Origin of the sequence: Halopseudomonas oceani, from assembly GCF_963677335.1 — a bacterium.
In the GTDB taxonomy this organism is placed as follows: Bacteria; Pseudomonadota; Gammaproteobacteria; order Pseudomonadales; family Pseudomonadaceae; genus Halopseudomonas; species Halopseudomonas oceani.
Genome location: NZ_OY781932.1, coordinates 356,006 through 380,223, shown reverse-complemented (window position 1 = coordinate 380,223; position 24,218 = coordinate 356,006). Strand labels below are relative to the sequence as shown.

Here is a 24,218-nt window from a genome sequence, read left to right as displayed (position 1 = left end):
GGGCTAGTATACCGATCAGTGTCTTTCAGTCAACCGATCGGTATACTTAATGGACATAGCCCAACATATCGTTGCCTCTTCGCTGCAGTTGTTTTACCGCAATGGTTTTCATGCGACCGGGGTTGAGCTGCTCAGCCGTGAGGCAGGTGTCACCAAGAAGACCCTGTATCGGCATTATCCGAGCAAGGACGTGCTGATCGATGCGGCCCTGGCGCTGCGCCATGAGCAGTTCATGACCCGGATGCGCACGTTCGTTGACCGGGCCGGCGCTGCACAGCGGCCGCTGGCCTATATCGATTTCATTGCCAACTGGGTTCAGGAAGACGACTTCTGCGGCTGTGCGTTTATCAACGCAACGGCGGAGTTCGCGCAGTCCGACAGCGCTCCGCATCAGCAGGCGGCAGGCCACAAGCGGGAGGTGCAGGAATACCTGCTGAGCCTGTGCGCCAGTGCCGGCGCGCGACAGCCAGAGGTGGTGTCTACCCAGTTGTTTCTGATTGGTGAGGGGCTGATCGTCGGCAGTCAGGTGCAGCAGGCGCAGCGAGTTGCCCTGGTTGATGGTGCACAGGCTGCCGCGCAGGTTATCTGGTCGGCGAGCCTGCGACGTGATTAGCGCTGCGGCTCGACTCAATGGTAGCGGGCCGCAGGCTGGTTGTGCGACAGGTTGGGCGCCAGCTGCAACCGTGCCTGGGTCAGCGCGTGCCATGCGCTGCTGTCCGGCAGGGAGGGAATGGTCACCAGTTCGCCCTGATCAAAACCGCGCAGCGCGGCATCGACCAGATCACCCGCCTCCATCACCATGCTGGGTGGGATCTGTGCCAGCGAGCTGCCAGAGCGCTCGAAGATCTCGGTGCGGGTCACTCCGGGCAACACCACCTGAACCTGCACACCGTGGCTTGCCAACTCGGCGTGCATGCTCTGGCTCAGGCTCAGCACGTAGGCCTTACTGGCGCTGTAGATGGCGTTGAAGCGCTCCGGCAGCAGCGACACCACCGAGCCGATATTGATGATCGCGCCGCCGCCGCCAAGACTGAAGCGTACCGCAGCAGCGCTAGCGAGCATGGTTAGCGCCAGTAGATTGATCTGCAACAGGCTGTGGGTGCTGTCCAGGTCGGCCTCGGCCAGGCTGCCATTCAGGGCGATGCCGGCACTGTTGACCAGCAGGGTAATCTGCTCATCGCTGCGCAGCCTGGCGGCGACGTTTTCGATGTCGGCGTGTTGTTCCAGGTCGGCGCTGAGCAGATCGACGCGCACCTCGTGCGCGGCAGTAAGCTCATCCGCGAGCTGCCGCAGACGTGTTTCGTTGCGGGCGACCAGCAGCAGGTTATAGCCGCGGGCGGCCAGGCGGCGGGCGTAGGTCGCACCGATACCGCTGGAGGCGCCGGTGATCAGCGCGGTCTGGGCATGAGTGGAGGCTTTCATGGTCGTACTCCTGGCTTTGAATTATGATTGTCATGTTATTAGCATGATAACCATAATTCAATTGGCCTTGGTGCACGCCGACCAGCGGTTGCTGGTGGTTTCAGCCAAACAGCTTTTGGGTGAGCCCGGCGACGTGCTTGCCCTGGTAACGGGCGATGGCGCGCTCGCGGGCATCTGGCTGACGGGAGCCATCACCGCCGGCGATGGTCGATGCGCCGTACGGGGTGCCGCCCTTGCCGTGTTCGATATCGGCCAGTTCCTTGGTGCCGTAGCCGATGGGCACGATGACCATGCCGTGGTGTGCCAGGGTGGTCCAGGTGGAGGTGATGGTCATTTCCTGGCCGCCGCCGGTGCCGGTGGAGGTAAACACGCTGGCGATCTTGCCGTGCAGCGCGCCCTTGGCCCACAGGCCGCCCGTCTGATCGAAGAAGGTACGCATCTGGCTGGACATGTTGCCGAAGCGGGTCGGCGTGCCCACGACGATGGCATCGTAGTCGGCCAGCTCGCCCGGGCTGGCAACGTCAGCGGTTTGATCAACCTTGCCGCCGGCTGCCTTGAAGGCGTCATCGGGCATGGTTTCCGGCACACGCTTGATGGTGACCTCAACCCCCGGAACCTGCCGCGCGCCCTCGGCGACAACCTGTGCAAGGGTTTCAACGTGTCCGTACATCGAGTGATACAACACCAGCATCTTGGCCATCGGAATACTCCTACAGTGGTTGAAAAAGCGCCGCCGCAGGCCTGTGTTGGCCTCGGCCTGCGCGTCTCAAAGCATAGAGCATGATGTACAAGGCAAGTTCAGACGAAGTTGCCGGTCAATCCTGATAATTTCGGCGCGGCCCCTGACGCAGCGGGTCCAGCAGCGGCTTGAGGCCGTTGTGGTCGATCTCCTGCATCAGTTGCAGCAGGCGGCCAACCTCACCCTTGGGAAAGCCCTCGCGGGCGAACCAGTTGAGGTAGTGGCCGGGCAGGTCGGCGAGCAGGCGGCCCTTGTATTTGCCGTAGGGCATTTCGCGGGTAACCAGCAGCAGAAGGTCTTCGGGGTTCATGGCAACTCGTGGGCGGTGGTGACAGGGACGATTATGCCTGTCCGGTTTCGTCGGGTCATGTTGGGTCGGCGGGGTAGACAGGGTATGCTGCGTGGCCCCTTTTTCCGTTACAGAGAGTCATCGCCATGATCGTCAAGGCACTGCGGGTTGTTGTTGGGCAGCTCGTCGTCTTCATCAGCTTTCTTACCCGTCCGAGCCCGATGCAGCGTGAGCCCGCCGCGCAGGCGGCGGTCGATGACGCGGCCTCGGCGCTGGCGCTTTATCAGTTTCACGGTTGCCCGTTCTGCGTGAAGGTCCGTCGTACCCTGCGCCGCCTTAATCTGCCAGTGGAGCTGCGCGATGCCTCCGGCAATGCCGAGCACCGCCAGACCCTGCTGGCCGAGGGGGGAAAGATCAAGGTGCCCTGTCTGCGCATCGAGGAGGACGGTCAGACCCGCTGGTTGTACGAGTCTGACGCGATCAACGAGTACCTCGAAGGTCGCTTCGCTGCTGCCTGAGGGCGCGTTACTCAGCTTTGCTGATAGCTGTCGATGACTTCCTGCGCCGCGCGGAAGGCGTCGATGGCCGCCGGCACCCCGGCATAGACCGCGCAGTGCAGTAGCGCTTCGCGGATCTCCTCGACCGTGCAGCCGTTGTTCAGTGCGCCACGCACGTGACCCTTCAGCTCCTGCGGGCACTTCAGTGCGGTCAGGGCGGCCAGGGTGATCAGGCTGCGGGTCTTGCGATCCAGCCCCTCGCGATTCCATACCCCACCCCAGGCGTGTTCGTTGACGAACTCCTGCAGCGGCTGACTGAATTCGGTGGCGTTGTTCAGGGCGCGATCAACGAAGGTATCACCCATGACTTCCCGGCGTACCTGTACGCCTTCCGGCTTGCTGTTGCTCATATTTTGTCTGGCTCCTAATGGCTGATCGCGGCAGTTTATCAGCCCGAGGTGGGGAACGCTGATTCAGGTCAGCGCAGCAGGCAGCAGTCGCGGGCAAACTGTGTCAGAGTGGTATCTGCAAATTCGAACAGTGGGAGTGGTCTGCATGGCGAGTATTCGGTTTCTGGGCGCGGCGCAGGAGGTGACGGGGTCCTGTCATTTGTTGAGTTCTCCGGCGGTAGGCAAGGTTCTGCTGGACTGTGGCATGCATCAGGGTGGCGATGCGGTCGACCGTTTGCAGGAGGAGCGCTTTGCCTTCAAGCCCGCCGAGATCGACGCGGTGATTCTGTCCCACGCGCACATCGATCACTCCGGCCTGCTGCCCAAGCTGGTCAGTGAGGGGTTCCGCGGGCCGATCTACTGCACGCGCGCCACTGCCGATCTGCTGCAGGTGATGCTCAATGATGCGGCCGGCCTCTACGAGCGCGATCTGGAGCGCGAGAATCTGCGTCGTTCCCGCCGTGGTTCGCCTGAGTTGCAACCGGCCTACACCCGTGCCGATGTCGAACGGGTGTTCAAGCAATGCTCGCCGCAGCGCTATCACCAGCCGTTTGCGATTGGAGAGGCGGGAAGCGTTACCTTCCATGACGCCGGCCATATTCTGGGTTCGGCGATTGTCGAGCTGACTTTGCAGGAGCAGGGCCGGGAAAAACGGCTGGTGTTCTCCGGCGATCTGGGTAAGAAGGACAGCGTGCTGCTGTTTGACCCTGAGGTCCTGACCTGCGCTGACGTGGTGATGATGGAAGGCACCTATGGTGACCGTGACCACCGCACCCTGGGCAATACGCTGGAGCAGTTCGAGCAGGTTCTCAGTGAAGCCTGGGAGCGCGGTGGTAACGTCATGATTCCCGCCTTTGCGGTCGGCCGTACCCAGGAACTGCTGTTCTATCTTGGCCAGTTGCATGAGCAGGGCAAGCTGGATAACTGGCAGGTGTTTCTCGACAGCCCGATGGCGATCGAGGTCACCCGGCTGTACGATCGCTGGCTCGGTCAGTTGGACTGTGAGGGCGCTAAGGGCCTGTGCAGCGGCGATCAGACCCTGCTGCGTGACTTCCTGCCGCGTCTGCAGCTGACGCCCAGCACCGACGAATCGATGATGATCAACAAGATCAAGCGCGGCGCGCTGATCATCGCCGGCAGTGGCATGTGTACCGGCGGGCGGATTCGTCACCACTTCAAGCAGCGCATCTGGGATGAGCGCAATACCATTGTGTTTGTCGGCTATCAGGCGCGTAACACGCTGGGTCGCATCCTCATCGACGGGGTCAAGCGCATCAAACTGTTCCGCGAGGAGTATCTGGTGCGGGCGCAGATCGAGACCCTCGGTGGTTTCTCCGCGCACGCCGGCCAGACCGGACTGGTGGACTGGGTCAGTCATTTTGAAAATAACCCCAGGGTGGTGCTGGTGCACGGCGAAGCCGATGCCCTGGACGCGCTGGCCAAGCGGTTGTGGGATGAGCATCAGATTGAGGCCATGATCCCGACCCCCGGCCAATCTATGGCGTTCTGAATGGAGATAGGTCGTGCCTGAGCAGGGATCGCCGGTTGATTGGCATACGCTTGAGGGGCATCAGGCGCTGGAGCAACTGGGCGGCAGCGAACAGGGCCTGACTGAAGCCGAGGCGGCCATGCGGCTTCAGCAGTTCGGGCCCAACGCCCTGCCCCCAGCGCCGCCGGAGCCGGCGTGGCGGCGTTTTGCCCGCCAGTTTCAGAACACCCTGATCTACGTGCTACTGGTCAGCGGCGTGATCAGCTTGCTGATGGGCCATCGGGTCGATGCCGGGGTGATCTTTGGCGTGGTGTTGATCAACGCGCTGGTCGGCTTCGTTCAGGAAGGCAAGGCATCCGCTGCTCTGCAGGCCATTCTCGGCATGACCCGCACCCGCTCGCTGGTCTGGCGCGACGGTCAGTTGCGCACGGTCGACAGCAGCGAGCTGGTGCCGGGTGATGTGGTCAGCCTGCAGGCTGGCGACAAGGTGCCGGCAGACCTGCGCTTGCTGCAGCTCAAGGATCTGGCCTGCGACGAGTCGATGCTGACCGGTGAATCGGTAGCGGTTCGCAAGCACCTTAAGGCCGACGCGGCAGACGTTCCGCTGGCTGAGCAATGCGGTATGGCGTTCATGGGGACACTGGTGACCGCCGGGGTCGCGCGCGGGCTGGTTTGCCGCACCGCCGCGCAGACCGAGATCGGCCGCATCAGTGAATTGACTCGACAAGTCAGCCTGACCGATACCCCGCTGCAGGTTCAGCTCACTCGCTTTGCCCGTCAGCTGAGCATCCTTACCGTGGTCATCGCGCTGCTGACCCTGTTGATCGGTAACCTGCTGCGCGGGTTGGCGCTGGACGACATGCTACAGGCCGCCATCGGTATCGCCGTGGCAACCATTCCCGAAGGGCTACCAGCGATTGTCACCATTGCGCTGGCCATCGGCGTGCAGCGCATGGCGCGGCAGCAGGCGCTAGTCCGCCGGTTGCCCAGTGTGGAAGTGCTGGGCTCGGTTGACGTCATCTGTTCCGACAAGACCGGCACCCTGACGGCCAATGCCATGACTGCCCGCCAATGTGTGACGGCGGTTCAGCTGCATCGGATCGACGGTGATGGCTACAACCCGCAGGGCAATATGGCACCGGAGGCTGACGCCGCCCTGATTGCGGCCGCGCGGGTGGCGCTGCTGTGCAATGACGCCAGCCTGTCGCATGAGAATGGTCAATGGCTGCTGCACGGTGACCCGACCGAGGGTGCCCTGCTGGTATTGGCGCGCAAGGCGCTGGCGAATGCGAGTGAACTGCTGGAGCGCTGGCCGCGGGTGGAGGAGCTGCCGTTCGAAAGCGAGCGCCGCTATATGGCCACGCTGCACCGTTCGGACACCGACGGTGTCGCGCTGCTGGCGGTCAAGGGCGCGCCGGATCGACTGATTGGCTGCTGCGATACCCAGTTCGGGATCAATGGCTCGGAGCCGCTGGAGCTGTCGCGCTGGCAGGCTGAATTGCAGCGTCTTGGCGCCGATGGCATGCGCGTCATGGCGCTGGCCGAGCGTCGTTTGCCGGTGGATAGTCACGCAGACCACGCTTTGGTCGAACAGGGTTTGTGTCTGCTGGCGCTGGTCGGCATCAGTGATCCGCCCCGGCCGGAAGCTATCGCCAGTATTGCCCGCTGCCACCAGGCGGGTATTCGAGTGAAGATGATCACCGGCGATAACCCGGTAACCGCCGCGGCGATTGGCGCCGAGCTGGGGTTGAACGTGCAGCGGGTGATGACCGGTGCCGAGCTGGATCAGCTTGATCGGAACGGGCTGGATGAGGCTGCGGTGAGCGTCGATATCTTTGCCCGCACCAGCCCGACCAACAAGCTGCAGCTGGTCGAGGCGCTGCAGCGCCAGGGCCGGGTGGTAGCGATGACCGGTGACGGAGTCAATGATGCACCGGCGCTGCGTCAGGCCAACATCGGCATCGCCATGGGCGGCAAGGGCACCGATGCGGCGCGCGAAGCGGGTGACATGGTGCTGACCGACGACAACTTCAGCACCATCGCCCATGCGGTAGCCGAAGGGCGGACCGTGTACGACAACGTGGTCAAATCGATCCTCTATATCTTGCCGACCAGCCTGGCCGAAGCGACGGTGATCATCCTGGCGATTCTGCTTGGCTGGACGCTGCCGATCACCCCGGCGCAGATCCTCTGGATCAACATGGTAACCACCGTCACGCTGGCGCTGGCGCTGGCCTTTGAGCCGCCTGAACCCGGCGTGATGGCGCGCCCGCCAAGGCCAGCTGGACAAAGTCTGATCGGGGCAGCGCTGGCGGGCCGGGCAGCGCTGGTGTCGGTCTGGGCGGCGTTGCTGGTGTTCTGGCAGTTCAGTGATTACCTGAGCCACGGCGCATCGGTCGAGCTGGCACGCACGGTTGCGCTCAATACGCTGGTGATGATCGAAGCGGTCTATCTGGTTAATTGCCGTTTTCTCGACGCCTCGGTGCTGTCGAAGGCCATTTTCCGCCGAGCTGGTCCGATGGGCCTTGCGATCATTGGTGTCTTGCTGCTGCAGTTGGCATATACCTACACACCCTGGTCGCAGCAGCTGTTCGGGCTGGCACCACTGTCAGCGGCAGACTGGCTGCGACTGACAGCGGTGGCTCTGTCGATCTTCGTCGTGGTTGAGCTGGAGAAGGCGTTGCGCCGCTGGCAGGCGGCGCGTCACTCACTGCAGTAGGCGCGGGTCGCCTTCGCCCTTGAGCACGGCCTGTTCGGCCTTGCCCAGCAGGTCGTCCAGCGGGCGATTCAGTAGCTGTGCCGCCTCGGCGACCAGATGCGCCCAGCTTTGCTGGTTGGCGAACTGCATGCCGAAGGTGTCCAGCGTGCCGCCGCGGTTGCGGTAGCCGAGGAAGCGGCTGGTGCGTGGGCCGGTGTCGAGACGGCGCAGCACGCCGGTCATGACCTCGGCGTGGCCGTGGCAAACGAACAGCCGACAGCGGGCGGCCGGGATCTGGCGGGCCAGCTCGGCGTCGCTGTGCACCACCGCCTGCTCCATGGCGTCACGTCCTTCACGCAACAGCCCCGGCTCGATAATTGCCACCTCGCTGCAGGGTATGCCGTGGTAGCGCAGGTGCTGGGCAGCGCGCCGCACCGCCTGCAGCTGGTAGGCACCAACGGCCAGCAGTTGCAGCTCGGCGCCCGGGTCGGCATTCAGCACGGCAAAGCCGGTTTCGGCTGCGGCGTCGGCCTCGGGCACGGTGAGGCAGGCATCGACCGGGTTTTTCGGTGCGACGATCAGTGCCACCTTGCCGTGGCTGGCGTAGACCTTGCGCATCACCGCGATGGCGCTGTGGCTGTCGACCGGGAAGTAGACCGGGGCGCTGTCGCTCATTTCCTGCAGCCAGGCGTCGCACAGGGTCGGGTCCTGATGGGACTGCTCGTTCTTGCCGTTTTCCCACGTGTGCGAGGTGGCGATGACCGGCACGCTCAGCCAGCCCGGCGCGCGCCCCAGTTCACGAGCGTGGCGGCTGAAGATCAGCTCCTGACGCATGGCGCCGAGCATCTTGACGGCAAAGGCTTCGTAGCTGACCGCCAGGTTGAGGCCTTGGCGGTTGGCCAGCGCGGCGGAGACTATCGCTTCCTCGTTCAGGGCGGTAATCACGCTGCCCTGAAGGCCTTCGGCGACGCCGTCTTCGGCCGCGGTGACCCGGTGCAGCAGCAGGTCAAGGGTCTGGTTCATACGGTTGCTGCGGATTTCATCCGGGTTGCCGATACGCACCCGCAGCTGCGGGTTGGCCCGGGTCAGGGCACAGAACCAGTGGTCGATGGCCGCCATCGGTGAATCGGGTTGTTCGATACCGATCTCCGGCAACGCCGGTGTTGCGACCCGAATCTGAGCCAGTGGATGATCCTTTTCCTGCGGGCGTTGCTGCTGCGTGTGGTTGCGCAGCGTAGCGATCGCTGAGCGCAGTGCGTGCTCGTCGACGTGCAGCGCGGCAATACCCTGGTTGAAGCGCTCGCGGGCGGCCTCGTTGACGGCGGGGTTATCGACCAGCGGCAGGTTGTGGGCAGCGTTGGTGCCCGCGCCGGGGAAGCCGAAGCCCTTGACCGTTTCGGCAATGGCGTAGGGCAGGCGTACCGGGTATTCGGCGTCGCCATTGGTAATCGCCTGGTGCGCGTTGCGCAGGTCGCGGGCCATGCTGATGATTGCCCAGGCAAAGGCAGCCGGATCGCGGCCGTCGATGTCGACCGGATCGAAGCCGTTGAGTGTCAGGTGTTCGCGTAGCCAGTCGACGCCGCCAACCTGGGCCATGGTCGAGCGCTGGTCGATACGCCGGCCGTTGGCGATCATGATCGGCATCACCAGCCCGCTGTCCTCGCCGCGCCACCAGCGCGGTGCCCAGTCGCTGCCGCGTTGCTCCTCAAACGCGCCGTCGCTGAGAAAGGTGACCAGTTCCTGGCCGGGCAGCGGCATGTGCACGTACTGCAGGCCGGCAAAGCCAAGGTAGCCGCCCTCGCTGATACCGCCGCCGGTGTGCGGATTGACGTGGCTGCCGAGCGGCACCGCCGGGCGGCCTTCGGCGTCGATGGCATAGCTGTAGAAGTCCTGGCAGAGCTGACTGAGTCCGGCGTCACTGAGTGGGTAGCGTTCGGCCTGCGCCGCTTCGGTATTGCCCATCAGCACGTTGACCGCGTCGATCGCTGCAACACAGTGCCCCTGCCCCATCAGCCAGCTGCGGGTGGTTCCGGTCAGCGCGTTGGCGAGCAGATAGCCGACGTAGGCCGGCACCATGTTCAACGCCCCGCCGGTGTGGCCTTCCGGCGTTGGCTTGAAATCGCTCTGGTCGAGCGGACGGCCATCCAGATAGACCTGACGGGCATAGGTCATGTGCGCTACCTGGCGCATCGCCGCGTTGCACAGGCGGTCAGCCGCCTTAAGCAGATCCACTGCCTGCGTGGGCGTACAAGTGCCTTCGGCGGCCAGCTCTGTGAGCAGGTCGCTGATGCGGTTGCGGGTCAAAAAATCGTGACTGATGACGCCGTAACCCTGGCTCCAGTCGTGCAACATGTCGGTCATGCCGGGTCCTCTTGCTCTGTATTGATGCCAAGGTAGCAGAGATCTGCGCAGACGCCTTGCGTTGGATCAGGGTTTGGCCGGGCGACGGTCGTAGTACACTGCCGACTACCATTCTCTGCTCCAGGACTCCTGTCATGCCCGCTGCGGCCAAACATCGGGAACATCTCATTCAGGCGGCCGCCAAGCTGTTTCGCCAGCGTGGCTATGCCGCCACCGGTCTTAACGACATTCTGCGTGAGAGTGGTGCGCCGAAGGGCTCGTTGTACCACTACTTCCCGGGCGGCAAGGAGGAGCTGGGTGAGGCAGCGGTGCGCTGGGCGGGTGAGCAGGGCCGCAAAACGCTCGCGCAGATCGCTGAGGCCACGCCGGATACCTGCGCGCTGCTGCGGGCCTATGCCGAGCGGCTGGCTGGCTGGATGGCCGCTTCCGACTTTCGCGACGGCTGCCCGATTGCGACCACGATGCTGGAAACCGTACCCGCCTCCTCAGCGGTGACCGCCGCCGGGCGAGCGGTATTCGGCGAGTGGTGCGTGGTTCTCGCTGCGGCGTTGCAGCGCGATGGCCTGGATGGTGAAGGCGCGCGGCGGCTGGCGCAGGCAGTGATTGCCAGTCTGGAAGGCGCCTTGCTGCTGGCGCGAGTCGCGGGCAATAAGACGCCGATTGCCGAAACAGCTGAAGAGATGATGGCGCTGATCCGGCTGCGCACTGGCGGACATTAAAGTACGCGCGCTTTGCGCTGGTCATTCAGCGTGTCTATGAGCTAGAGAAAAAGTGGTACGGACTGCGTAATTATATAGACTGGTCTACATCATTCCGCAGTAGGGGCAGTGTCATGTCCGGTTCAGATATTCCTGAGGGATTCTTACCTCACACCCGGCGCAGCGGTCTGACCGCCCCCTGGGAGCCGTTGTATGCAATGGAACGTCCCGATGGCCTGAGTCTGGGATTGCGCGCCGGCTCTGCTCACAGCAACAGCCGTGGTTTCGTGCACGGTGGCCTGATCTCGGCATTGGCGGATAACGCCATGGGACTGAGCTGTGCGCGCCAGTTAAACGATGTTGGTGGCTTGGTGACGGTCAGTCTGTCGGTGGACTTTCTGGGCAGCGCGCAGTGTGACCAGTGGCTTGAGGTCCGGGCCACGGCGCGTAAAACCGGCCGCAGCCTGTGTTTTGCCGAGGCGCTGGTATTGGCCGATGGTGAGATCTGCGCTCGAGCGAGCGGTGTATTCAAGGTCATGCCTGGGCGGTAGGAGGTTATCGATGGCGAACACTAATTCACTGCCCGCACGGCTCAACGGGATTTCCAACCTGGCGGTATTCAATCGCTGACGGGTGCTGCGTTGGTGAGAACGAGGGGCCTGATACACCAACACCCGCACAGGGCGGGTGTTGGTATGAGCTGTGGCGCATGGCTACATTTTGGGTCGGCGTCCGATAAAGAAGGACACGACGAACAGCACCAGGAATACCAGGAACAGAATCTTGGCGATCCCGGTCGCGGCGCCAGCGATACCACCAAAGCCGAGAACCGCGGCGATGATAGCGATGATCAGGAATGTAATAGCCCAGCTAAGCATGGTCGTTCTCCTTTTCAGCAGACCCCGAGCGCTACGGCTTCATGCGCGACAGGTTCTGGACATTGCCGGGGCGACATCATTGTCACCCCGGCCTGTTGGTTATTGTGCTTTTTTCAGGTCCCGCATCAGGTCATGGCAGGCGCGGACTTTCGGCATTTCTGCCACCAGGTCGGCGCGCAGGTCTGGGTCCTTGGTTTCCATGGCGTCTTCGAACGCGTGCAGAATACGATCCTCGGCCTCTTCCAGCTGGGCGATGTAGGTCGCTTCTTCGTCGCTCGACAGTGCCGCACGGGTGTCGGCGTACACCTGGCGAACCTTGCCAGTGAGCGTGCCGCCGCTGGCGGGTGTTTCCTGGTTGGCGGCAACGCGCTTCTCCAGCGCAATGATCACATTGCTTTTGGCCTGTGACATGTTGCTGAACAGGGTTTTGAGCTCGCCGCTCTTGACCTCATCGCGGGCATGCTCATAGAAACGTTTGCCGTCGCGGGTAATTTCGATCAGTTCGTTCAGTTGTGTGGCTGTATTGCTCATGATCGTTCTCCGTCTCGTGGGTGTATGTGACAGATCCGGGCGCCAGCCAGGGTAAGGCTGGCGCCTGGTGATCAGTTGGCGGTCTGCAGGTTGTCTGCAGTAACGTCTTTGACACCGCGAATGTTCTTGGCGGTATTGACGGCGAGATCCTTCTCTTCGTCGGTCATTACGGTACCGCTGAGGGTGACGACGCCATCGTTGGTGTCAACCGAGATATCCATGCCGCTGAGGTTGCTGCTCAGCAGGAAGCTGGATTTGACCTTGCTGGTGATCCAGGCGTCGCTGATGGTCTCGCCGGCTTCATCGGCAGCGTTTTGCGCCTTGGCTGCGGCGCTGGCGTCAGCACTGACCTGAATCTGGTTATCGACGCGGTGCACACCGTCGGTGTCTTTCGCGAGCATGCCGGCGAGGTCTTTGGCGGCGTCCGACTGGGCGGTACCGGTCAGGGTAACCACGCCGTTGTTGGTGGTGACGTCAATATCCAGGCCTTCGGTGTTGCTGTTCCACAGCAGCTTGGACTTGATGCTGGCTGTCGTGGTTGCGTTGCTGAAGCTCTGCGACAGGCTCGATGTACCGGCGGCCTGTTCCTTGCGCTTGGCATCCGGGTTGACGGTCAGTTGGTTGTCCACTTGCTCGACGCCTTCAATGCTCTTGGCGACTTGCTCAGCGAGGTCGCGATCAACGTCGCTTTCGACCTCACCGCTCAGCGTGGCAACGCCGCTTTCGACGTCGACGTCGATGGTGAAGGGGTTCAGGTGACGGTTGAGCGCGATAGCGGTCCAGATCGAGCCCTCCTGACGTGCTTCGGTCAGATCACCATCGGCGGCGTGGGCGGCCAGCGGCATCATGCTCATCAGGCTGGCGGTGGCAGTGGCGAGGGCGATTGTTTTCAGCTTGTTCATGGGTGTCTCTCCTGTGATCGTTTCCATCGGCGGTCCTTTTCGTCGACCGTTGACAGTGACGTTGCACGGCCTGTGCCAGTTTTTGATTGATTATTTTTTCAATAAAAAACAGTGGCTTACGAAAATCTGGCGCAGCGCCATGACATGCGCTTTGCACGACGGGAGATTTTTCGTCGTGCAATTTGCAAGCGATTTCGTTGTCCATCTTGGGTAGGCTGAGTAAAAGGTCTGCCGTTGCACTGGCACGGCCGATTTGCAGCCAGCCATTGCGGTCTTTTCACCTTTCAGCGGAGTCTGTAGCCATGCGTGCTCGAATACTTGTTCTGCCTTTATTGCTGTCGCTGGCGGCCTGTCAGGGGGCCGCAGTGAAACCAGATTACGATGTCAGTCATGACTTTGCCGGCGACCAGACCTGGCAGTGGGCTGAACCGCGGGTTGAGTTTCGCCCGCAGGATGACCCCCGCGTGAGCAGCGAACTGACCGCCGCGCGGATTGAACAGGCGGTAGCTGATCAGCTTGATGCCCGCGGCCTGCGCCCGGTACTGGCAGGTAACAGCCCAGACTTGAAGGTCAGAAGTTATGTGCTGGTGGAGAACCGGCAGGAGAACGTCAGTACCAGTTTCGGTGGCTACTGGGGCACCGGCTGGGGCGGCTTCTGGGGTGGCCCGGCGATCCAGACGTATCCGGTGGACTACCGTGAGTTGACGTTGCAGATTGATCTGCTCGATGGCGACACCGGCCGCTTGCTCTGGCGTGGCAGCGAAAGTGAGCGCCTGAGTGATCGGGCGCTAACGCCAAGCAAGCGGGATGAACAGGTCTCTCGACTGGTCAACAAGATATTGTCCAGCTACCCGCCCTACTAGCCTGCTGCGGCTGTTTACAGTGTGGCGACCATGGGCTGGTCGCCACGCAGCTTGGTGACATCGGCGCGCGGCGGCGCGCCGAACATGCGGCGGTATTCACGGCTGAAGTGTGAGGGGCTTTCATAGCCTACGCGATAGCTGGCCGTTGCCGCTTCCAGCCCCTCGGTCAGCATCAAACGCCGTGCTTCGTGTAAGCGCAGCTTCTTCTGGAACTGCACCGGTGACATGCGGGTGACCTGTTTGAAGGTATGAAACAGGGTCGACTCACTCATGTTCACGTCCTCGGCCAGTTCACGCACCCGCAGCGGTTCGGCAAAGCGGTCCTTGAGTACGGCAATGACCTTCGAGATGCGATGGGCCTGGGTATCGGTGGCGGCAAAGTCGCGCAGGCGCCAGCCCATCTCGCCCAGCAGCGCGCGGTAGATGATCTCGCGGCGCACCAGTGGCGCCAGAATGCGCGAATCAGTCGGTGATGACAGCAGCGCCACCAGTCGAGTCATGGCCTGCAGAATGCCGGTATCCAGCGGTGCCACGCATAGCCCGCAAGACGCTGCCGGGCAGTCCCGTTGCTGGTCCAGTGGTGGCAGTTCATCGCCCAGTTCCAGTACCAGCTCGGCGATCTCCTGCTGGTTAAGTGACAGCTTGACCGCCAGGTAAGGTGCGCTTGGGGTTGCGTCAATGACGCAACCGCCGACCGGCAACTCGACCGCCGAAATCATATAGGTCAGTGGCCCGTACAGGATCTCCTTGTCGCCCAACTGAACGGTCTTGCTGCCTTGAGCAATGACGCAGAGCGCAGGTTCGTAGACGGCCGAATTGAAGCTGGTCGGCTGGTCGGTACGGTAGACCTCAAGTCCGGGAATGCGCGTTTCATTGATCCCTTCGTTGACTGCATGCTCGCCCACCAGGTCGGCCAACTGGCGGCACATGGGTAGATCAAGGCTGGGTGGCTGAGAGCATACGTTAGTCATGGTCAATGGCCTCTTTCGGAGTTTCGCGACAGTATACGCAGATCAATTCATAACCAGATGACAGTCTTTCGGCAATTGCAGGATAAGGCAATAAGCTTGCAGGATTGCGCAAAGCCCTGTGCTGCAAGGCTTGTTTTGTTTCCTTATGGTGCCGTTTCTGGTTGCCGTGCCACTTCTATAGGCAGGTTTAGGCGATTGCCGGATTCTGCTGATTCACAGAATTAGGCAATCTTTGCGCAGGACCAAGCTACCTGAATGTGGCGTTCGCCACGTATCGTTCACGCCATACCCGATCCCCCTCACCAACCGGCGTGCCTCTCGGCGCGCGGGGATCCCTTTTATGCCTGCCAAATATTGCCCATACCACAGGGAGCGATGGATCTTATGAATACGCATGCTTTTAATGGCTTTGCCCGTGCCGGCGCGACCGCCGCGCTGTTGCTGCTGCTGGCTGGCTGCGACGCCAGCGGCGATCAGACCAACAACCAGATGATGCCCGCACCGGAGGTCGATATTGCGGTGGCGCAGCCGCGCGATGTCACCCTCTGGGACAGCTTTACCGGCCGCATGGCGGCACCGGAAACCGTGGCGCTGCGCGCGCGGGTCAGTGGTTATATCGACAAGGTTGCCTTCGAGGAAGGCGAACTGGTCAAGCAGGGTGACGTGCTGTTCGTGATCGACCAGCGGCCCTATCAGGCGCGTCTGCAGATGGCGCGCGCAGAAGTTGCCCGGGCCCGCAGTCAGGTGACGCTGGCGGCGCGTGAGGCCCGGCGGGCCGAGCAGCTGTGGGAGCGGCGTGCCATTTCCCGCGAGGAGATGGAGCAACGCAGCGCCGCACGCAGCATGGCGCAGGCGGCGCTGGCGTCGGCTGAAGCCGCACAGGACAACGCCGAACTGGATCTGGCCTACACCGAGGTCAAGGCGCCAGTCTCCGGGCGCATGGGCCGTGCGGAAATTACCCGCGGCAACCTGGCGACGGCCGATGCGACGCTGCTGGCAACGCTGGTCTCGGTCGACCCGTTGTATGTCTACTTCGAGAGTGATCAGCAAACTGTTGAGGACAACCCGCACGGTGGTGCGTCCTCGATTCCGGTGCGCCTGGGTCTGGGTAGTGGTCAGGACTATCCCTATCAGGGGCAGCTCGACTTCGTCGACAACCAGTTCAACGCCAGTACCGGCACCCTGCAGTACCGGGCGGTCATAGCCAATCCCGAAGGGCTGTTCCGGCCGGGGCAGTTTGCTCGAGTGCAGATGCCGGTCGCAGCTGCCCGCCAGGCCATTCTGATTGACCAGAAGGCGGTGTTGACCGATCAGGATCGCCGTTATGTCTATGTGCTGGATGGGCAGAACCGGGCGACCCGCCGCTTTGTTGAAACCGGCCGCCGGGTGGATGGCCTGCTGGTAATCAGCGGTGGCCTGCAGTCGGGTGACCGGGTGGTGGTCAACGGCGTGCAAAAGATTCTCTTTCCGGGTATTGAGGTCGCGCCGCAGCTGGTGGCGATGGACCGCAGTCAACCGGTCAGCAAAGAGGTCGCGTTGCAGACGGCGTTCTGATGCTAGTGGCATCTACTTGAGTTGCGGGTTGTACGTCATTTCCGCGAAGGCGCGAATCCAGGCTTCTCGGTGGCTCGGGTTATGGGTCCCCGCCTTCGCGGGGATGACGGTGCAAAAGCGCCAACCGCGCGAAGGCAAGTATGACGGCACGGGTGTGTGCCATTCGGTTTTGAACTGATTTACCTCTATCCATATTTTGCTGGGGCGTGCTCTGTGGAGCACGCCAAGGGAGCGTATTGCCGTGAATATTTCACGTTTCTTTGTCGACCGTCCGATCTTTGCCTCGGTGCTGTCGATCATCATTTTCGTGGTTGGCCTGATCAGCATCCCGATGCTGCCGGTCAGCGAGTACCCGGAGGTCGTGCCGCCCAGCGTGCTGGTCAGTGCGAGCTATCCGGGTGCCAACCCCAAGACCATTTCGGAAACCGTCGCCACCCCGCTGGAGGAAGCCATCAACGGCGTGGAAGACATGATCTACATGAAGTCGGTGGCCGGCAGCGACGGCAGTCTGGCGCTGACAGTGACCTTCGCCCTGGGCACCGACCCGGATCAGGCCCAGGTGCAGGTGCAGAACCGGGTCTCGCAGGCGCTGCCACGGCTGCCGGAAGACGTGCGCCGCCTCGGTGTCACCACCCAGAAGCAGTCGCCCAACCTGATGATGGCGGTGCACCTGATCTCGCCGGATGACAGTCTGGATGCCACCTACATTCGCAACTACGCGGTGCTGCATATCCGTGACGAGCTGGCGCGGATTCCGGGTGTCGGCCAGGCGGGTCTGTTCGGCGCCGGTGACTACGCCATGCGCCTATGGATCGACCCGCAGCGGGCAGCGTCGCTGGGCGTCAGTGCCAGCGACATCGTCGCCGCGGTGCAGGAGCAGAACGTGCAGGTGTCAGCTGGCCAGATCGGCGCACCGCCGATGCCGAACAACTCCGACCTGCTGATCTCCATCAACGCCAAGGGGCGTCTGGACAGCACCGAAGCCTTTGGTGACATCGTGCTGAAGACCGGTGACGACGGGCAGATTACCCGCCTGCGTGACGTGGCGCGTATCGAGCTGGCGGCGCAGGAGGATTCGCTGCGTGCGCTGCTTAATGGCCGTCAGGCCGTGGCGCTGCCGATCTTTCAGGCGCCGGGCTCCAACGCGCTGGATGTGTCTGCCGCGGTGCGCGCCAAGATGAACGAGCTGGCCGAAGACTTCCCGGCTGGCCTGAGCTGGGAAGTGGCCTACGACCCGACCGTGTTTGTCAGCACCTCGATCAGCTCGGTGATCCAGACCCTGCTTGAAGCGGTAGCACTGGTGGTGCTGGTGGTGATTCTGTTCCTGCAGACCTGGCGCGCCTCGCTGATTCCGTTGCTGGCAGTGCCGGTGTCGATTGTCGGCAGCTTTGCCGTGCTGCTGATGCTCGGCTTTTCGATCAACACCCTGACCCTGTTCGCCATGGTGCTGGCGATCGGCATTGTGGTGGACGACGCCATCGTGGTGGTCGAGAACGTCGAGCGCAATATTGAACAGGGGCTGGCGCCGCTGGCGGCGGCGCATCAGGCGATGCGTGAGGTCAGTGGCCCGATTGTGGCGATCAGTCTGGTGCTCTGCGCAGTGTTTGTGCCAATGGCGTTTCTGGACGGCATCACCGGTCAGTTCTACCGCCAGTTCGCGGTGACCATCGCCATTACCACGGTGATCTCGGCGATCAACTCGCTGACCCTGTCGCCGGCACTGGCCGCCACCCTGCTCAAGCCGCATGGCGCCGAGCCGGACCTGCCAACCCGGGTGATCAACCGCAGCTTCGGCTGGCTGTTCCGCCCGTTCAACCGCTTCTTCCAGCGCAACGCCGAGCGTTACGAGCGGCTGGTGGGCCGCAGTCTGGGCCGTCGCGGCATGGTGTTTGTGGTCTATCTGGTGCTGCTGGCAACCACCGTGGTGATGTTCCGTCAGGTGCCGGGCGGCTTTATTCCGACCCAGGACAAAACCTACCTGATTGGCAGCATCCGTCTGCCGGAAGGGGCAACGCTGGACCGCACCGAAGCGCTGGCGCGTCGGGTCAGTGATCTGGCGATGGAAACCGAAGGCGTGTCGCACGCGGCGGCGTTTGTCGGCTTCAACGCGCTGCAGGGCACCAACACGCCGAACGTCGGCACTGTGTTCATTCTGTTTGACGACTTTGACGTGCGTGATCGTACCGCGCTGGAAATCGCCGATGACATCAATGCCAAGCTGGGCGAACTCAAGGAGGGCTTTGCCATCTCCTTTATGCCGCCGCCGGTATTTGGTCTGGGCGCCGGGTCCGGTTACTCGCTGTACATTCAGGACCGTCGCGGCGATGGCTATGGCGCCCTGCAGCAAGCCACCGACAGTCTGGCGATGGCGCTGAGTCAGACGCCGGGGCTGGGCTTCCCGATTACCTCCTATCAGGCCAACGTGCCGCAGCTGGACGCCGAGGTGGATCGCCTGCAGGCCAAGGCACAGGGCGTGCGCCTGGACGAGCTGTTCGGCACCCTGCAGCTGTATTTCGGCGCGCAATACATCAACGACTTCAACCTGTTTGGCCGAACCTATCAGGTGCGTGCTCAGGCTGATGCGCCGTTCCGCGATGAGCCGAGTGACCTGGACAGCCTCTACGTGCGCAACGCCGCCGGCGAGATGGTGCCGCTCAACACCATGGTCAGCCTGAAGCCGAGCTTTGGCCCGGACCCGGTGATCCGTTACAACGGCTACCCGGCGGCGGACCTGATCGGCCAGTCTGATCCGGCCATGCTGTCGTCCACCGAGACGCTGGATACGGTCGCTGCGGTTGCAGCCAAGGCGTTGCCGCCCGGCATGCAGATTCAGTGGACCGATCTGAGCTTCCAGCAGGTCAATCAGGGCAGCGCCGCGCTGGTGGTGTTCCCGGTCGCGTTGCTGCTGGTATTCCTGGTGCTGGCTGCGCTGTACGAGAGCTGGGTGATGCCGCTGGCGGTGATCCTGATCGTACCCATGTGTCTGCTGGCGGCGATGCTCGGGGTCTGGTGGACTGGTGGTGACGCCAACATCTTCGTTCAGGTCGGTCTGGTGGTGCTGATGGGGCTGGCCTGCAAGAACGCCATCCTGATTGTCGAGTTTGCCCGTGAGCTGGAAATGGAAGGTGTCGAGACCGTCAAGGCCGCATTGGAGGCCAGCCGCCTGCGTCTGCGTCCGATCATCATGACCTCAGTGGCGTTTATCGCCGGCGTTCTGCCGCTGGTGCTGGCCAGCGGTGCTGGCAGTGAAGTGCGCAACGCCATGGGTATTACCGTCTTTACCGGCATGCTCGGTGTGACCCTGTTCGGGCTGCTGCTGACGCCGGTGTTCTATGTTGCGCTGCGCAAACTGGCCGGCACCTCGCTTGCCGTTGAGCCGACAGCGCTCGCGGAGGAAAAAAATCATGCATAAGCTGTTACCTCTGGCCCTCAGTGTGATGCTGACGGCCTGTGCGGTCGGGCCTGACTACACGGCGCCGGAGTCGGTGCCGCTGGCTGGCTTCAGCCAGGCCGATGCCCTCGCCGACCAAAGCCAGGATAGCGAGAAGCGCTTCTGGTCCGGCTTCGGTGACCCGCAGTTGTCGGCGCTGATCGATCGGGCGTTGGCCCAGAACCTGGATCTGCAAACCCTGCTGGCACGTTATCAGGGCGCCGAAGCGCTGCTGCGCGGGGCTCGCCGGGACCGCTGGCCCAGCGTGACCCTGCAGGGCAGCGCTGGTGAGCAGCACCTCGCCGAGGTCGAGCGCAGTGACCCGAACCGCGAACGGGTTGAGCAATACTCGCTCGGCGCGGTGGCCAGCTGGGAGCCGGACTTTTATGGTCGCCTGCAACGGGCGGTGGAGGCCGGCGAAGCGGATCTGCAGGCCAGTGCGGCGGATCTGCAGGCGCTGCAGGTAGCGATTGCCGGTCAGGTCGCCAGTGGCTACTTCACCTTACGTGGTCAACAGCAACTGCTGGCGGTGGCCGAGCAAAACGTCGAGCTGCAGCAGGCATCGCTGGATATCGTCAGTGCCAGGCTGGAGGCTGGCCGCGGCACCGAGTTTGACCGGGTACGGGCGCAGGCGCAGCTGGACGCCCTGCGCGCTGTGGTGCCGCAGCGTCAGGCCGACGTGCAGCTGAGTCTGCACCGGCTGGCGGTGCTGACCGGGCAACCGCCGTCGGCATTGAACGTGCAGCTGTCTGGAACCCAGGCCTTGCCAGCCATGCGAGCGCGCATCCCGGTTGGTACGCCGGCCGAGGTCTTGCGGCGTCGCCCGGACATTCAGGCGGCCGAACGCCGGCTGGCCGCCGCAACCGCCAGAGTAGGCGTGGCAACCGCGGATCTGTTCCCGCGCTTTACCCTGGGTGCGCTGCTTGGCTCGGTGGCCGGCAGCGGTGGTGATCTGTTCAGTGCCGGGGCGGAATCACGCGCGGTGACCCTGGGCATCGACTGGACATTCCTTGATGTGGAAGGTGTGCGGGCACGCATCGCCGCGGCAGACGCCACTGGTGCCGAGCGGCTGGCGCAATACCAGCAGACCGTGTTGCTGGCGCTGGAAGAAACCGAAAACGGCTTGGTGCGTTACCGCCATGCCCGGGAGCGCAGCCGCTGGCTGCAGGCCTCCAGCGAAGCCGCCCAGGCCGCTGTGGATCAGGCGCGGCTGCGTTATGAGCAGGGCTATATCGAGTACTTTGAAGTGCTGGATGCCGAGCAGCAACTGACCGCTGTGCGCAGTGATCTGGTGCAGAGCCGGATCGAGACAGCGACCGCCATGGTCAGCGTCTACCGCTCGCTGGCCGGTGCGCCGCCGTGACCCTACAGCGGTGGCGAGGCCCTACTTCTGCGTAGATACCGTCTTCCCGATCAGCGTGCAAGTGCTCTGATCGGGTCGAACGGCTGACCTGATTTCAGTATGCCGTAGATGATGTGCAGCAGCTTACGCATGGCCGCGCAGACGGCCAACCGACCAGCTTTACCGCGTTCAGCCAGCCTCACTTTCATCGCTTTGATGACCGGGTTGTAGGCCATCGCCGACAGCGCTGGCATGTATAGCGCTGCGCGCAATCGGCCTGATCCGGTGCGCGAGATGGTCGACTTGCCTCGGTATACCCCAGATTCCTGCAAACGCGGAGTCAGACCACAGAACGCTGCCAGCTGCCTTGCGCTGTCGAATCGGAGGGGGCTGCCCAGCTCTGCCAGCAGTGTGGCGGTGGTGCCATCACTGACACCATCAATGCTCTTCATTAGCCGCTTTTGCTCTCGTAGGTCCGGGTCATTGTCGATGTGGTCGTTGATAGCGGTGTTGATTAAGGCGATCTGGCCGTCCAAGTGCTCCAGATGAATACGGATAGAGGCTTGGGCTGATTCTGCGCTAACGTCCAGACGGTTGCGCTCCATCTGCGCCAACTCCTTCAGGTCGGCAAGCCGACGCACCAGGCCGCGTAGCTGACGGATGCTCTCTGGCTCGGGCTCCCAAGGACGCAGTTCTTCCAGATGGCGCTGTGCGTAGCGGGCGATCAATTTGGCGTCGGTCTTGTCGGTTTTAACCCGGCGCAGCTCGCTTTGCGCATATTTGGCGATGCGTGCAGGGTTGATAACACAGACCTGATAGCCCTGCTGATGCAGATGCGTCGCCAGCGCTTCGTGGTACACGCTCGTTGCCTCCATCAGCACCCAGCAATGTGGCTCAGCATGCTTCTCTAACCATTGGTCAAATTGCTTGAAGCCTTCGGGGGAGTTCGCCAGTTTGGCTTTGGTGCGGTATTTATCGCGCTCCAGCGGCTTGGCGATGTCGAAGGTGTGCTTGGCAATGTCGATTCCGATAACGCAGGTCATGGGGCCTCCGGCTCTGTTGACAGGCGATCGTCACCACACTCTGTTCTACCTTGCGAATACGTGCTCAGGCGCTCAGCACCGGCACCAGATACCGTTCGAACTGTCTGAGTGTGTTGGCAGGTGACGGCCCATCTACGAACCAAGCTCTTGAGGCTTCAGGGGCACACCGGCCTGTCACCTGCCGCCCGATGATCAGTCGGGGACCATGGTCACAGGAACCACAGTCAACATACAAGGGGCACAGCATGCTGTGCCCGAGGGGGCTTAGAAGTTCGCCGGTGTCGTCGCGCTGATCAGCACGCAGGGCTCGTCGAACGGATTGCGGAAGCGGTGCGGCTGGTTGCTGTCGAAGTAGTAGCTGTCGCCGGTTTCCAGCACATAGATCTCACTGCCAACGGTCACTTCCAGCTGGCCACTGACCACGGTGCCGGCTTCTTCACCTTCGTGGTTGAGCATTTCCGGACCGGTGTCGGAGCCCGGCGGGTAGGTCTCGTTGAGGAAGGAGAAGGCACGGTTGGGATGCCCCTTGCCAACCAGCTTCATGGTGACTTCGTTGGAGCCGATGTCGAGCAGTTCATCGGCGCGGTAGATCACCTTGCGCTGGGTGTCTTCTTCCAGTTCCAGCGAGAAGAAGTCGACCAGTGACATGGGGATTCCGGAGAGGACTTTTTTCAGCGAGCTGACCGAGGGGCTGACGCTGTTTTTCTCGATCATGGAAATAGTGCTGTTGGTGACGCCGGCCCGCTTGGCCAGTTCACGCTGCGATAAACCTTTGAGTTTGCGAATGGTTTTGAGACGAGCACCCACGTCCAATGGCTGATTCCTCCGGGGAATGGTGGACAGGACGCCGCGAGGGCGTCATTTGACGGGGGATAATTGCATGGCTGTTCAGAATTTTCAACAGCCGTGCAATCTACTTAGCCACGATAGTGACGGGGTACCCGGTTCAGGTTGCAGAACAGCTGGTAGGGAATGCTGTCGGCCCAGCTTGCCACTTCACTGGCGTTCAGGCCATCACCCCAGAGGGTGACACTGCTGCCGAGGCCGCTGCCGGGCAGGTCGGTCAGTTCGACGGTCAGCATGTCCATCGACACCCGGCCGATCAGGCGGCTGCGTTGGCCATCGACCAACACCGGGGTGCCGTCTTTGGCGTGGCGCGGATAACCGTCGGCATAGCCCATGGCAACCACGCCGACGCGGGTTGGTCGGGTGGTGATGAAGCGTGAGCCGTAGCCGATTGGCTCGCCCGCCGGAAGGTCGCGCACGGCGATGATGCGCGAGGTCAGTTGCATCACCGGACGTAGCTTGGCGGCGTGTTCCTGTTCGAACTCGAACGGGGTTGCGCCATAGAGCATGATGCCGGGGCGCAGCCAGTCGTTGTGGGCCTGCGGCCAGGCGAGAATGCCGGGCGAGTTGCACAGGCTGGCCGGACCGTCGAGGCCGGCGGTGGCGGCGGCAAAGGTTGCCAGCTGTTGTTCGGTGCGGCCGGTGTCGGGCTCGTCGGCACGGGAGAAGTGGGTGATTTTGGTCAGGCTGGCAACCTGTGGCAGTGCGGCCAAGCGGCGCCAAATGGTGGCGTACTCATCCGGGCTGAAACCAACACGGTGCATGCCGCTGTCGAGCTTCAGCCAGATATGCAGTGGGCGGTTGAGGTTGGCCGCTTCCAGCTGCTGCAGCTGGACATCGTGGTGCAGCACCGCCCACAGGTCATGCTCGGCCAGTAGCGGCAGCTCATCGGCCTCAAACCAGCCTTCGAGCAGCAGGATCGGGCCGCGAATGCCAGCGGCGCGCAGTTCCAGAGCCTCCTCGATGCAGGCGACGGCGAAGCCATCGGCATCGGCCTGCAGCGCCTCGGCGCAGTGTACGGCACCATGGCCGTAGGCGTTGGCCTTGACCACCGCCAGCGCCTGGCGCCCGGACAGTGATTTGGCCAGTTGATAGTTGTGACGCAGGGCAGACAGATCGATCAGTGCTTGGGCTGGGCGCATGGGCAAGGAATCTTGAATAAAAAAAGACGGGGCAATGTGCCCCGTCAGAATATCAGAGGTCGCCGATTGCGTGG

General features: G+C 62.6%; 22 protein-coding genes. 10 read left to right on the top strand and 12 right to left on the bottom strand.

Annotation, left to right across the window (positions count from 1 at the left end; genetic code table 11):
- The first annotated feature begins 49 nt into the window (after nt 1-49).
- The gene (locus tag ACKPCU_RS01710; RefSeq protein ID WP_321349375.1) at nt 50-613 is read left to right on the top strand and encodes a TetR/AcrR family transcriptional regulator; all 564 of its coding nucleotides are present in this window, start codon (nt 50-52) and stop codon (nt 611-613) included.
- A 14-nt stretch (nt 614-627) separates the two neighbouring features.
- Here the strand turns inward: ACKPCU_RS01710 and ACKPCU_RS01705 are convergent, their stop codons facing one another.
- The 3 genes from ACKPCU_RS01705 to ACKPCU_RS01695 all read right to left on the bottom strand — a co-directional run bounded on the left by ACKPCU_RS01705 (nt 628) and on the right by ACKPCU_RS01695 (nt 2,471).
- Nucleotides 628-1,422, bottom strand: a complete 795-nt coding sequence (locus ACKPCU_RS01705) for an SDR family NAD(P)-dependent oxidoreductase (RefSeq protein WP_321349373.1) — start codon at nt 1,420-1,422, stop codon at nt 628-630.
- A 100-nt stretch (nt 1,423-1,522) separates the two neighbouring features.
- Nucleotides 1,523-2,122, bottom strand: a complete 600-nt coding sequence (wrbA, locus tag ACKPCU_RS01700) for an NAD(P)H:quinone oxidoreductase (protein ID WP_321349371.1) — start codon at nt 2,120-2,122, stop codon at nt 1,523-1,525.
- A 115-nt stretch (nt 2,123-2,237) separates the two neighbouring features.
- Nucleotides 2,238-2,471, bottom strand: a complete 234-nt coding sequence (locus ACKPCU_RS01695; RefSeq protein ID WP_321349369.1) for a DUF3820 family protein — start codon at nt 2,469-2,471, stop codon at nt 2,238-2,240.
- A gap of 125 nt (nt 2,472-2,596) precedes the next feature.
- Between ACKPCU_RS01695 and ACKPCU_RS01690 the strand changes: the two genes are divergently transcribed.
- Nucleotides 2,597-2,968: a glutaredoxin family protein gene (locus ACKPCU_RS01690; protein ID WP_104739151.1), complete on the top strand. Its 372-nt coding sequence runs from the start codon at nt 2,597-2,599 to the stop codon at nt 2,966-2,968.
- 11 nt (nt 2,969-2,979) lie between these two features.
- On the opposite strand, the gene ACKPCU_RS01685 is transcribed toward ACKPCU_RS01690, so the two are convergent.
- Entirely contained in the window at nt 2,980-3,357 is a 378-nt protein-coding gene (locus tag ACKPCU_RS01685) for a carboxymuconolactone decarboxylase family protein (RefSeq protein WP_321349365.1), read from the bottom strand.
- Between the two features lie 145 nt (nt 3,358-3,502).
- On the opposite strand from ACKPCU_RS01685, the gene ACKPCU_RS01680 reads away from it, so the two are divergent.
- Together ACKPCU_RS01680 and ACKPCU_RS01675 are read left to right on the top strand one after the other, a co-directional pair.
- On the top strand, nt 3,503-4,906 hold the full coding sequence (locus ACKPCU_RS01680; RefSeq protein WP_321349363.1) for an MBL fold metallo-hydrolase: 1,404 nt from the start codon (nt 3,503-3,505) through the stop codon (nt 4,904-4,906).
- A 13-nt stretch (nt 4,907-4,919) separates the two neighbouring features.
- Nucleotides 4,920-7,604, top strand: coding sequence for a cation-translocating P-type ATPase (locus tag ACKPCU_RS01675; RefSeq protein ID WP_321349361.1), 2,685 nt, complete (start codon nt 4,920-4,922; stop codon nt 7,602-7,604).
- Here ACKPCU_RS01675 and ACKPCU_RS01670 read toward each other — a convergent pair.
- Complete coding sequence (locus tag ACKPCU_RS01670; RefSeq protein WP_321349359.1) at nt 7,593-9,944, bottom strand: phosphoketolase family protein; 2,352 nt, start codon at nt 9,942-9,944, stop codon at nt 7,593-7,595. The two genes, ACKPCU_RS01675 and ACKPCU_RS01670, sit on opposite strands and share 12 nt — an antisense overlap.
- 134 nt (nt 9,945-10,078) lie before the next feature.
- Between ACKPCU_RS01670 and ACKPCU_RS01665 the strand changes: the two genes are divergently transcribed.
- A complete protein-coding gene (locus ACKPCU_RS01665) occupies nt 10,079-10,663 on the top strand; it encodes a TetR/AcrR family transcriptional regulator (RefSeq protein ID WP_321349357.1) in 585 nt (194 codons plus the stop codon).
- Nucleotides 10,664-10,776: 113 nt separating this feature from the next.
- A complete protein-coding gene (locus ACKPCU_RS01660; RefSeq protein ID WP_104739146.1) occupies nt 10,777-11,193 on the top strand; it encodes a PaaI family thioesterase in 417 nt (138 codons plus the stop codon).
- Between the two features lie 162 nt (nt 11,194-11,355).
- Here the strand turns inward: ACKPCU_RS01660 and ACKPCU_RS01655 are convergent, their stop codons facing one another.
- The 3 genes from ACKPCU_RS01655 to ACKPCU_RS01645 all read right to left on the bottom strand — a co-directional run bounded on the left by ACKPCU_RS01655 (nt 11,356) and on the right by ACKPCU_RS01645 (nt 12,953).
- Nucleotides 11,356-11,520: a DUF1328 domain-containing protein gene (locus ACKPCU_RS01655; RefSeq protein WP_321349354.1), complete on the bottom strand. Its 165-nt coding sequence runs from the start codon at nt 11,518-11,520 to the stop codon at nt 11,356-11,358.
- Between the two features lie 99 nt (nt 11,521-11,619).
- On the bottom strand, nt 11,620-12,051 hold the full coding sequence (locus ACKPCU_RS01650) for a ferritin-like domain-containing protein (protein WP_104739144.1): 432 nt from the start codon (nt 12,049-12,051) through the stop codon (nt 11,620-11,622).
- 71 nt (nt 12,052-12,122) lie between these two features.
- A complete protein-coding gene (locus ACKPCU_RS01645; RefSeq protein ID WP_321349351.1) occupies nt 12,123-12,953 on the bottom strand; it encodes a BON domain-containing protein in 831 nt (276 codons plus the stop codon).
- Between the two features lie 365 nt (nt 12,954-13,318).
- Between ACKPCU_RS01645 and ACKPCU_RS01640 the strand changes: the two genes are divergently transcribed.
- A complete protein-coding gene (locus ACKPCU_RS01640) occupies nt 13,319-13,816 on the top strand; it encodes a DUF4136 domain-containing protein (RefSeq protein WP_321349349.1) in 498 nt (165 codons plus the stop codon).
- A gap of 14 nt (nt 13,817-13,830) precedes the next feature.
- Here the strand turns inward: ACKPCU_RS01640 and ACKPCU_RS01635 are convergent, their stop codons facing one another.
- Nucleotides 13,831-14,787 (bottom strand): AraC family transcriptional regulator, encoded by a 957-nt coding sequence (locus ACKPCU_RS01635; RefSeq protein WP_104739141.1) that lies wholly within the window; start codon nt 14,785-14,787, stop codon nt 13,831-13,833.
- Between the two features lie 384 nt (nt 14,788-15,171).
- Between ACKPCU_RS01635 and ACKPCU_RS01630 the strand changes: the two genes are divergently transcribed.
- The 3 genes from ACKPCU_RS01630 (at nt 15,172) to ACKPCU_RS01620 (ending at nt 21,134) form a co-directional block, all read left to right on the top strand.
- The gene (locus ACKPCU_RS01630; protein WP_321349346.1) at nt 15,172-16,341 is read left to right on the top strand and encodes an efflux RND transporter periplasmic adaptor subunit; all 1,170 of its coding nucleotides are present in this window, start codon (nt 15,172-15,174) and stop codon (nt 16,339-16,341) included.
- Between the two features lie 241 nt (nt 16,342-16,582).
- Nucleotides 16,583-19,753, top strand: coding sequence for an efflux RND transporter permease subunit (locus ACKPCU_RS01625; RefSeq protein WP_321349344.1), 3,171 nt, complete (start codon nt 16,583-16,585; stop codon nt 19,751-19,753).
- A complete protein-coding gene (locus ACKPCU_RS01620) occupies nt 19,746-21,134 on the top strand; it encodes an efflux transporter outer membrane subunit (protein WP_321349342.1) in 1,389 nt (462 codons plus the stop codon). The genes ACKPCU_RS01625 and ACKPCU_RS01620 overlap by 8 nt, the downstream gene beginning before the upstream one ends.
- Nucleotides 21,135-21,184: 50 nt before the next feature.
- On the opposite strand, the gene ACKPCU_RS01615 is transcribed toward ACKPCU_RS01620, so the two are convergent.
- The 3 genes from ACKPCU_RS01615 to alr form a co-directional block, all read right to left on the bottom strand.
- Nucleotides 21,185-22,156, bottom strand: a complete 972-nt coding sequence (locus ACKPCU_RS01615) for an IS110 family RNA-guided transposase (RefSeq protein WP_321349340.1) — start codon at nt 22,154-22,156, stop codon at nt 21,185-21,187.
- 264 nt (nt 22,157-22,420) lie between these two features.
- On the bottom strand, nt 22,421-22,969 hold the full coding sequence (locus ACKPCU_RS01610; protein WP_104739137.1) for a cupin domain-containing protein: 549 nt from the start codon (nt 22,967-22,969) through the stop codon (nt 22,421-22,423).
- 104 nt (nt 22,970-23,073) lie between these two features.
- Nucleotides 23,074-24,144, bottom strand: a complete 1,071-nt coding sequence (gene alr, locus ACKPCU_RS01605) for an alanine racemase (protein ID WP_104739136.1) — start codon at nt 24,142-24,144, stop codon at nt 23,074-23,076.
- Between the last annotated feature and the right edge of the window lie 74 nt (nt 24,145-24,218).

Excerpts from the sequence above, each read along its gene's own strand:
- ACKPCU_RS01710 (WP_321349375.1), top strand. The coding sequence starts at position 50 with ATGGACATAGCCCAACATATCGTTGCCTCTTCGCTGCAGTTGTTTTAC.
- ACKPCU_RS01705 (WP_321349373.1), bottom strand. The coding sequence starts at position 1,422 with ATGAAAGCCTCCACTCATGCCCAGACCGCGCTGATCACCGGCGCCTCC.
- wrbA (WP_321349371.1), bottom strand. The coding sequence starts at position 2,122 with ATGGCCAAGATGCTGGTGTTGTATCACTCGATGTACGGACACGTTGAA.
- ACKPCU_RS01695 (WP_321349369.1), bottom strand. The coding sequence starts at position 2,471 with ATGAACCCCGAAGACCTTCTGCTGCTGGTTACCCGCGAAATGCCCTAC.
- ACKPCU_RS01690 (WP_104739151.1), top strand. The coding sequence starts at position 2,597 with ATGATCGTCAAGGCACTGCGGGTTGTTGTTGGGCAGCTCGTCGTCTTC.
- ACKPCU_RS01685 (WP_321349365.1), bottom strand. The coding sequence starts at position 3,357 with ATGAGCAACAGCAAGCCGGAAGGCGTACAGGTACGCCGGGAAGTCATG.
- ACKPCU_RS01680 (WP_321349363.1), top strand. The coding sequence starts at position 3,503 with ATGGCGAGTATTCGGTTTCTGGGCGCGGCGCAGGAGGTGACGGGGTCC.
- ACKPCU_RS01670 (WP_321349359.1), bottom strand. The coding sequence starts at position 9,944 with ATGACCGACATGTTGCACGACTGGAGCCAGGGTTACGGCGTCATCAGT.
- ACKPCU_RS01665 (WP_321349357.1), top strand. The coding sequence starts at position 10,079 with ATGCCCGCTGCGGCCAAACATCGGGAACATCTCATTCAGGCGGCCGCC.
- ACKPCU_RS01660 (WP_104739146.1), top strand. The coding sequence starts at position 10,777 with ATGTCCGGTTCAGATATTCCTGAGGGATTCTTACCTCACACCCGGCGC.
- ACKPCU_RS01655 (WP_321349354.1), bottom strand. The coding sequence starts at position 11,520 with ATGCTTAGCTGGGCTATTACATTCCTGATCATCGCTATCATCGCCGCG.
- ACKPCU_RS01650 (WP_104739144.1), bottom strand. The coding sequence starts at position 12,051 with ATGAGCAATACAGCCACACAACTGAACGAACTGATCGAAATTACCCGC.
- ACKPCU_RS01645 (WP_321349351.1), bottom strand. The coding sequence starts at position 12,953 with ATGAACAAGCTGAAAACAATCGCCCTCGCCACTGCCACCGCCAGCCTG.
- ACKPCU_RS01635 (WP_104739141.1), bottom strand. The coding sequence starts at position 14,787 with ATGACTAACGTATGCTCTCAGCCACCCAGCCTTGATCTACCCATGTGC.
- ACKPCU_RS01630 (WP_321349346.1), top strand. The coding sequence starts at position 15,172 with ATGAATACGCATGCTTTTAATGGCTTTGCCCGTGCCGGCGCGACCGCC.
- ACKPCU_RS01620 (WP_321349342.1), top strand. The coding sequence starts at position 19,746 with ATGCATAAGCTGTTACCTCTGGCCCTCAGTGTGATGCTGACGGCCTGT.
- ACKPCU_RS01615 (WP_321349340.1), bottom strand. The coding sequence starts at position 22,156 with ATGACCTGCGTTATCGGAATCGACATTGCCAAGCACACCTTCGACATC.
- alr (WP_104739136.1), bottom strand. The coding sequence starts at position 24,144 with ATGCGCCCAGCCCAAGCACTGATCGATCTGTCTGCCCTGCGTCACAAC.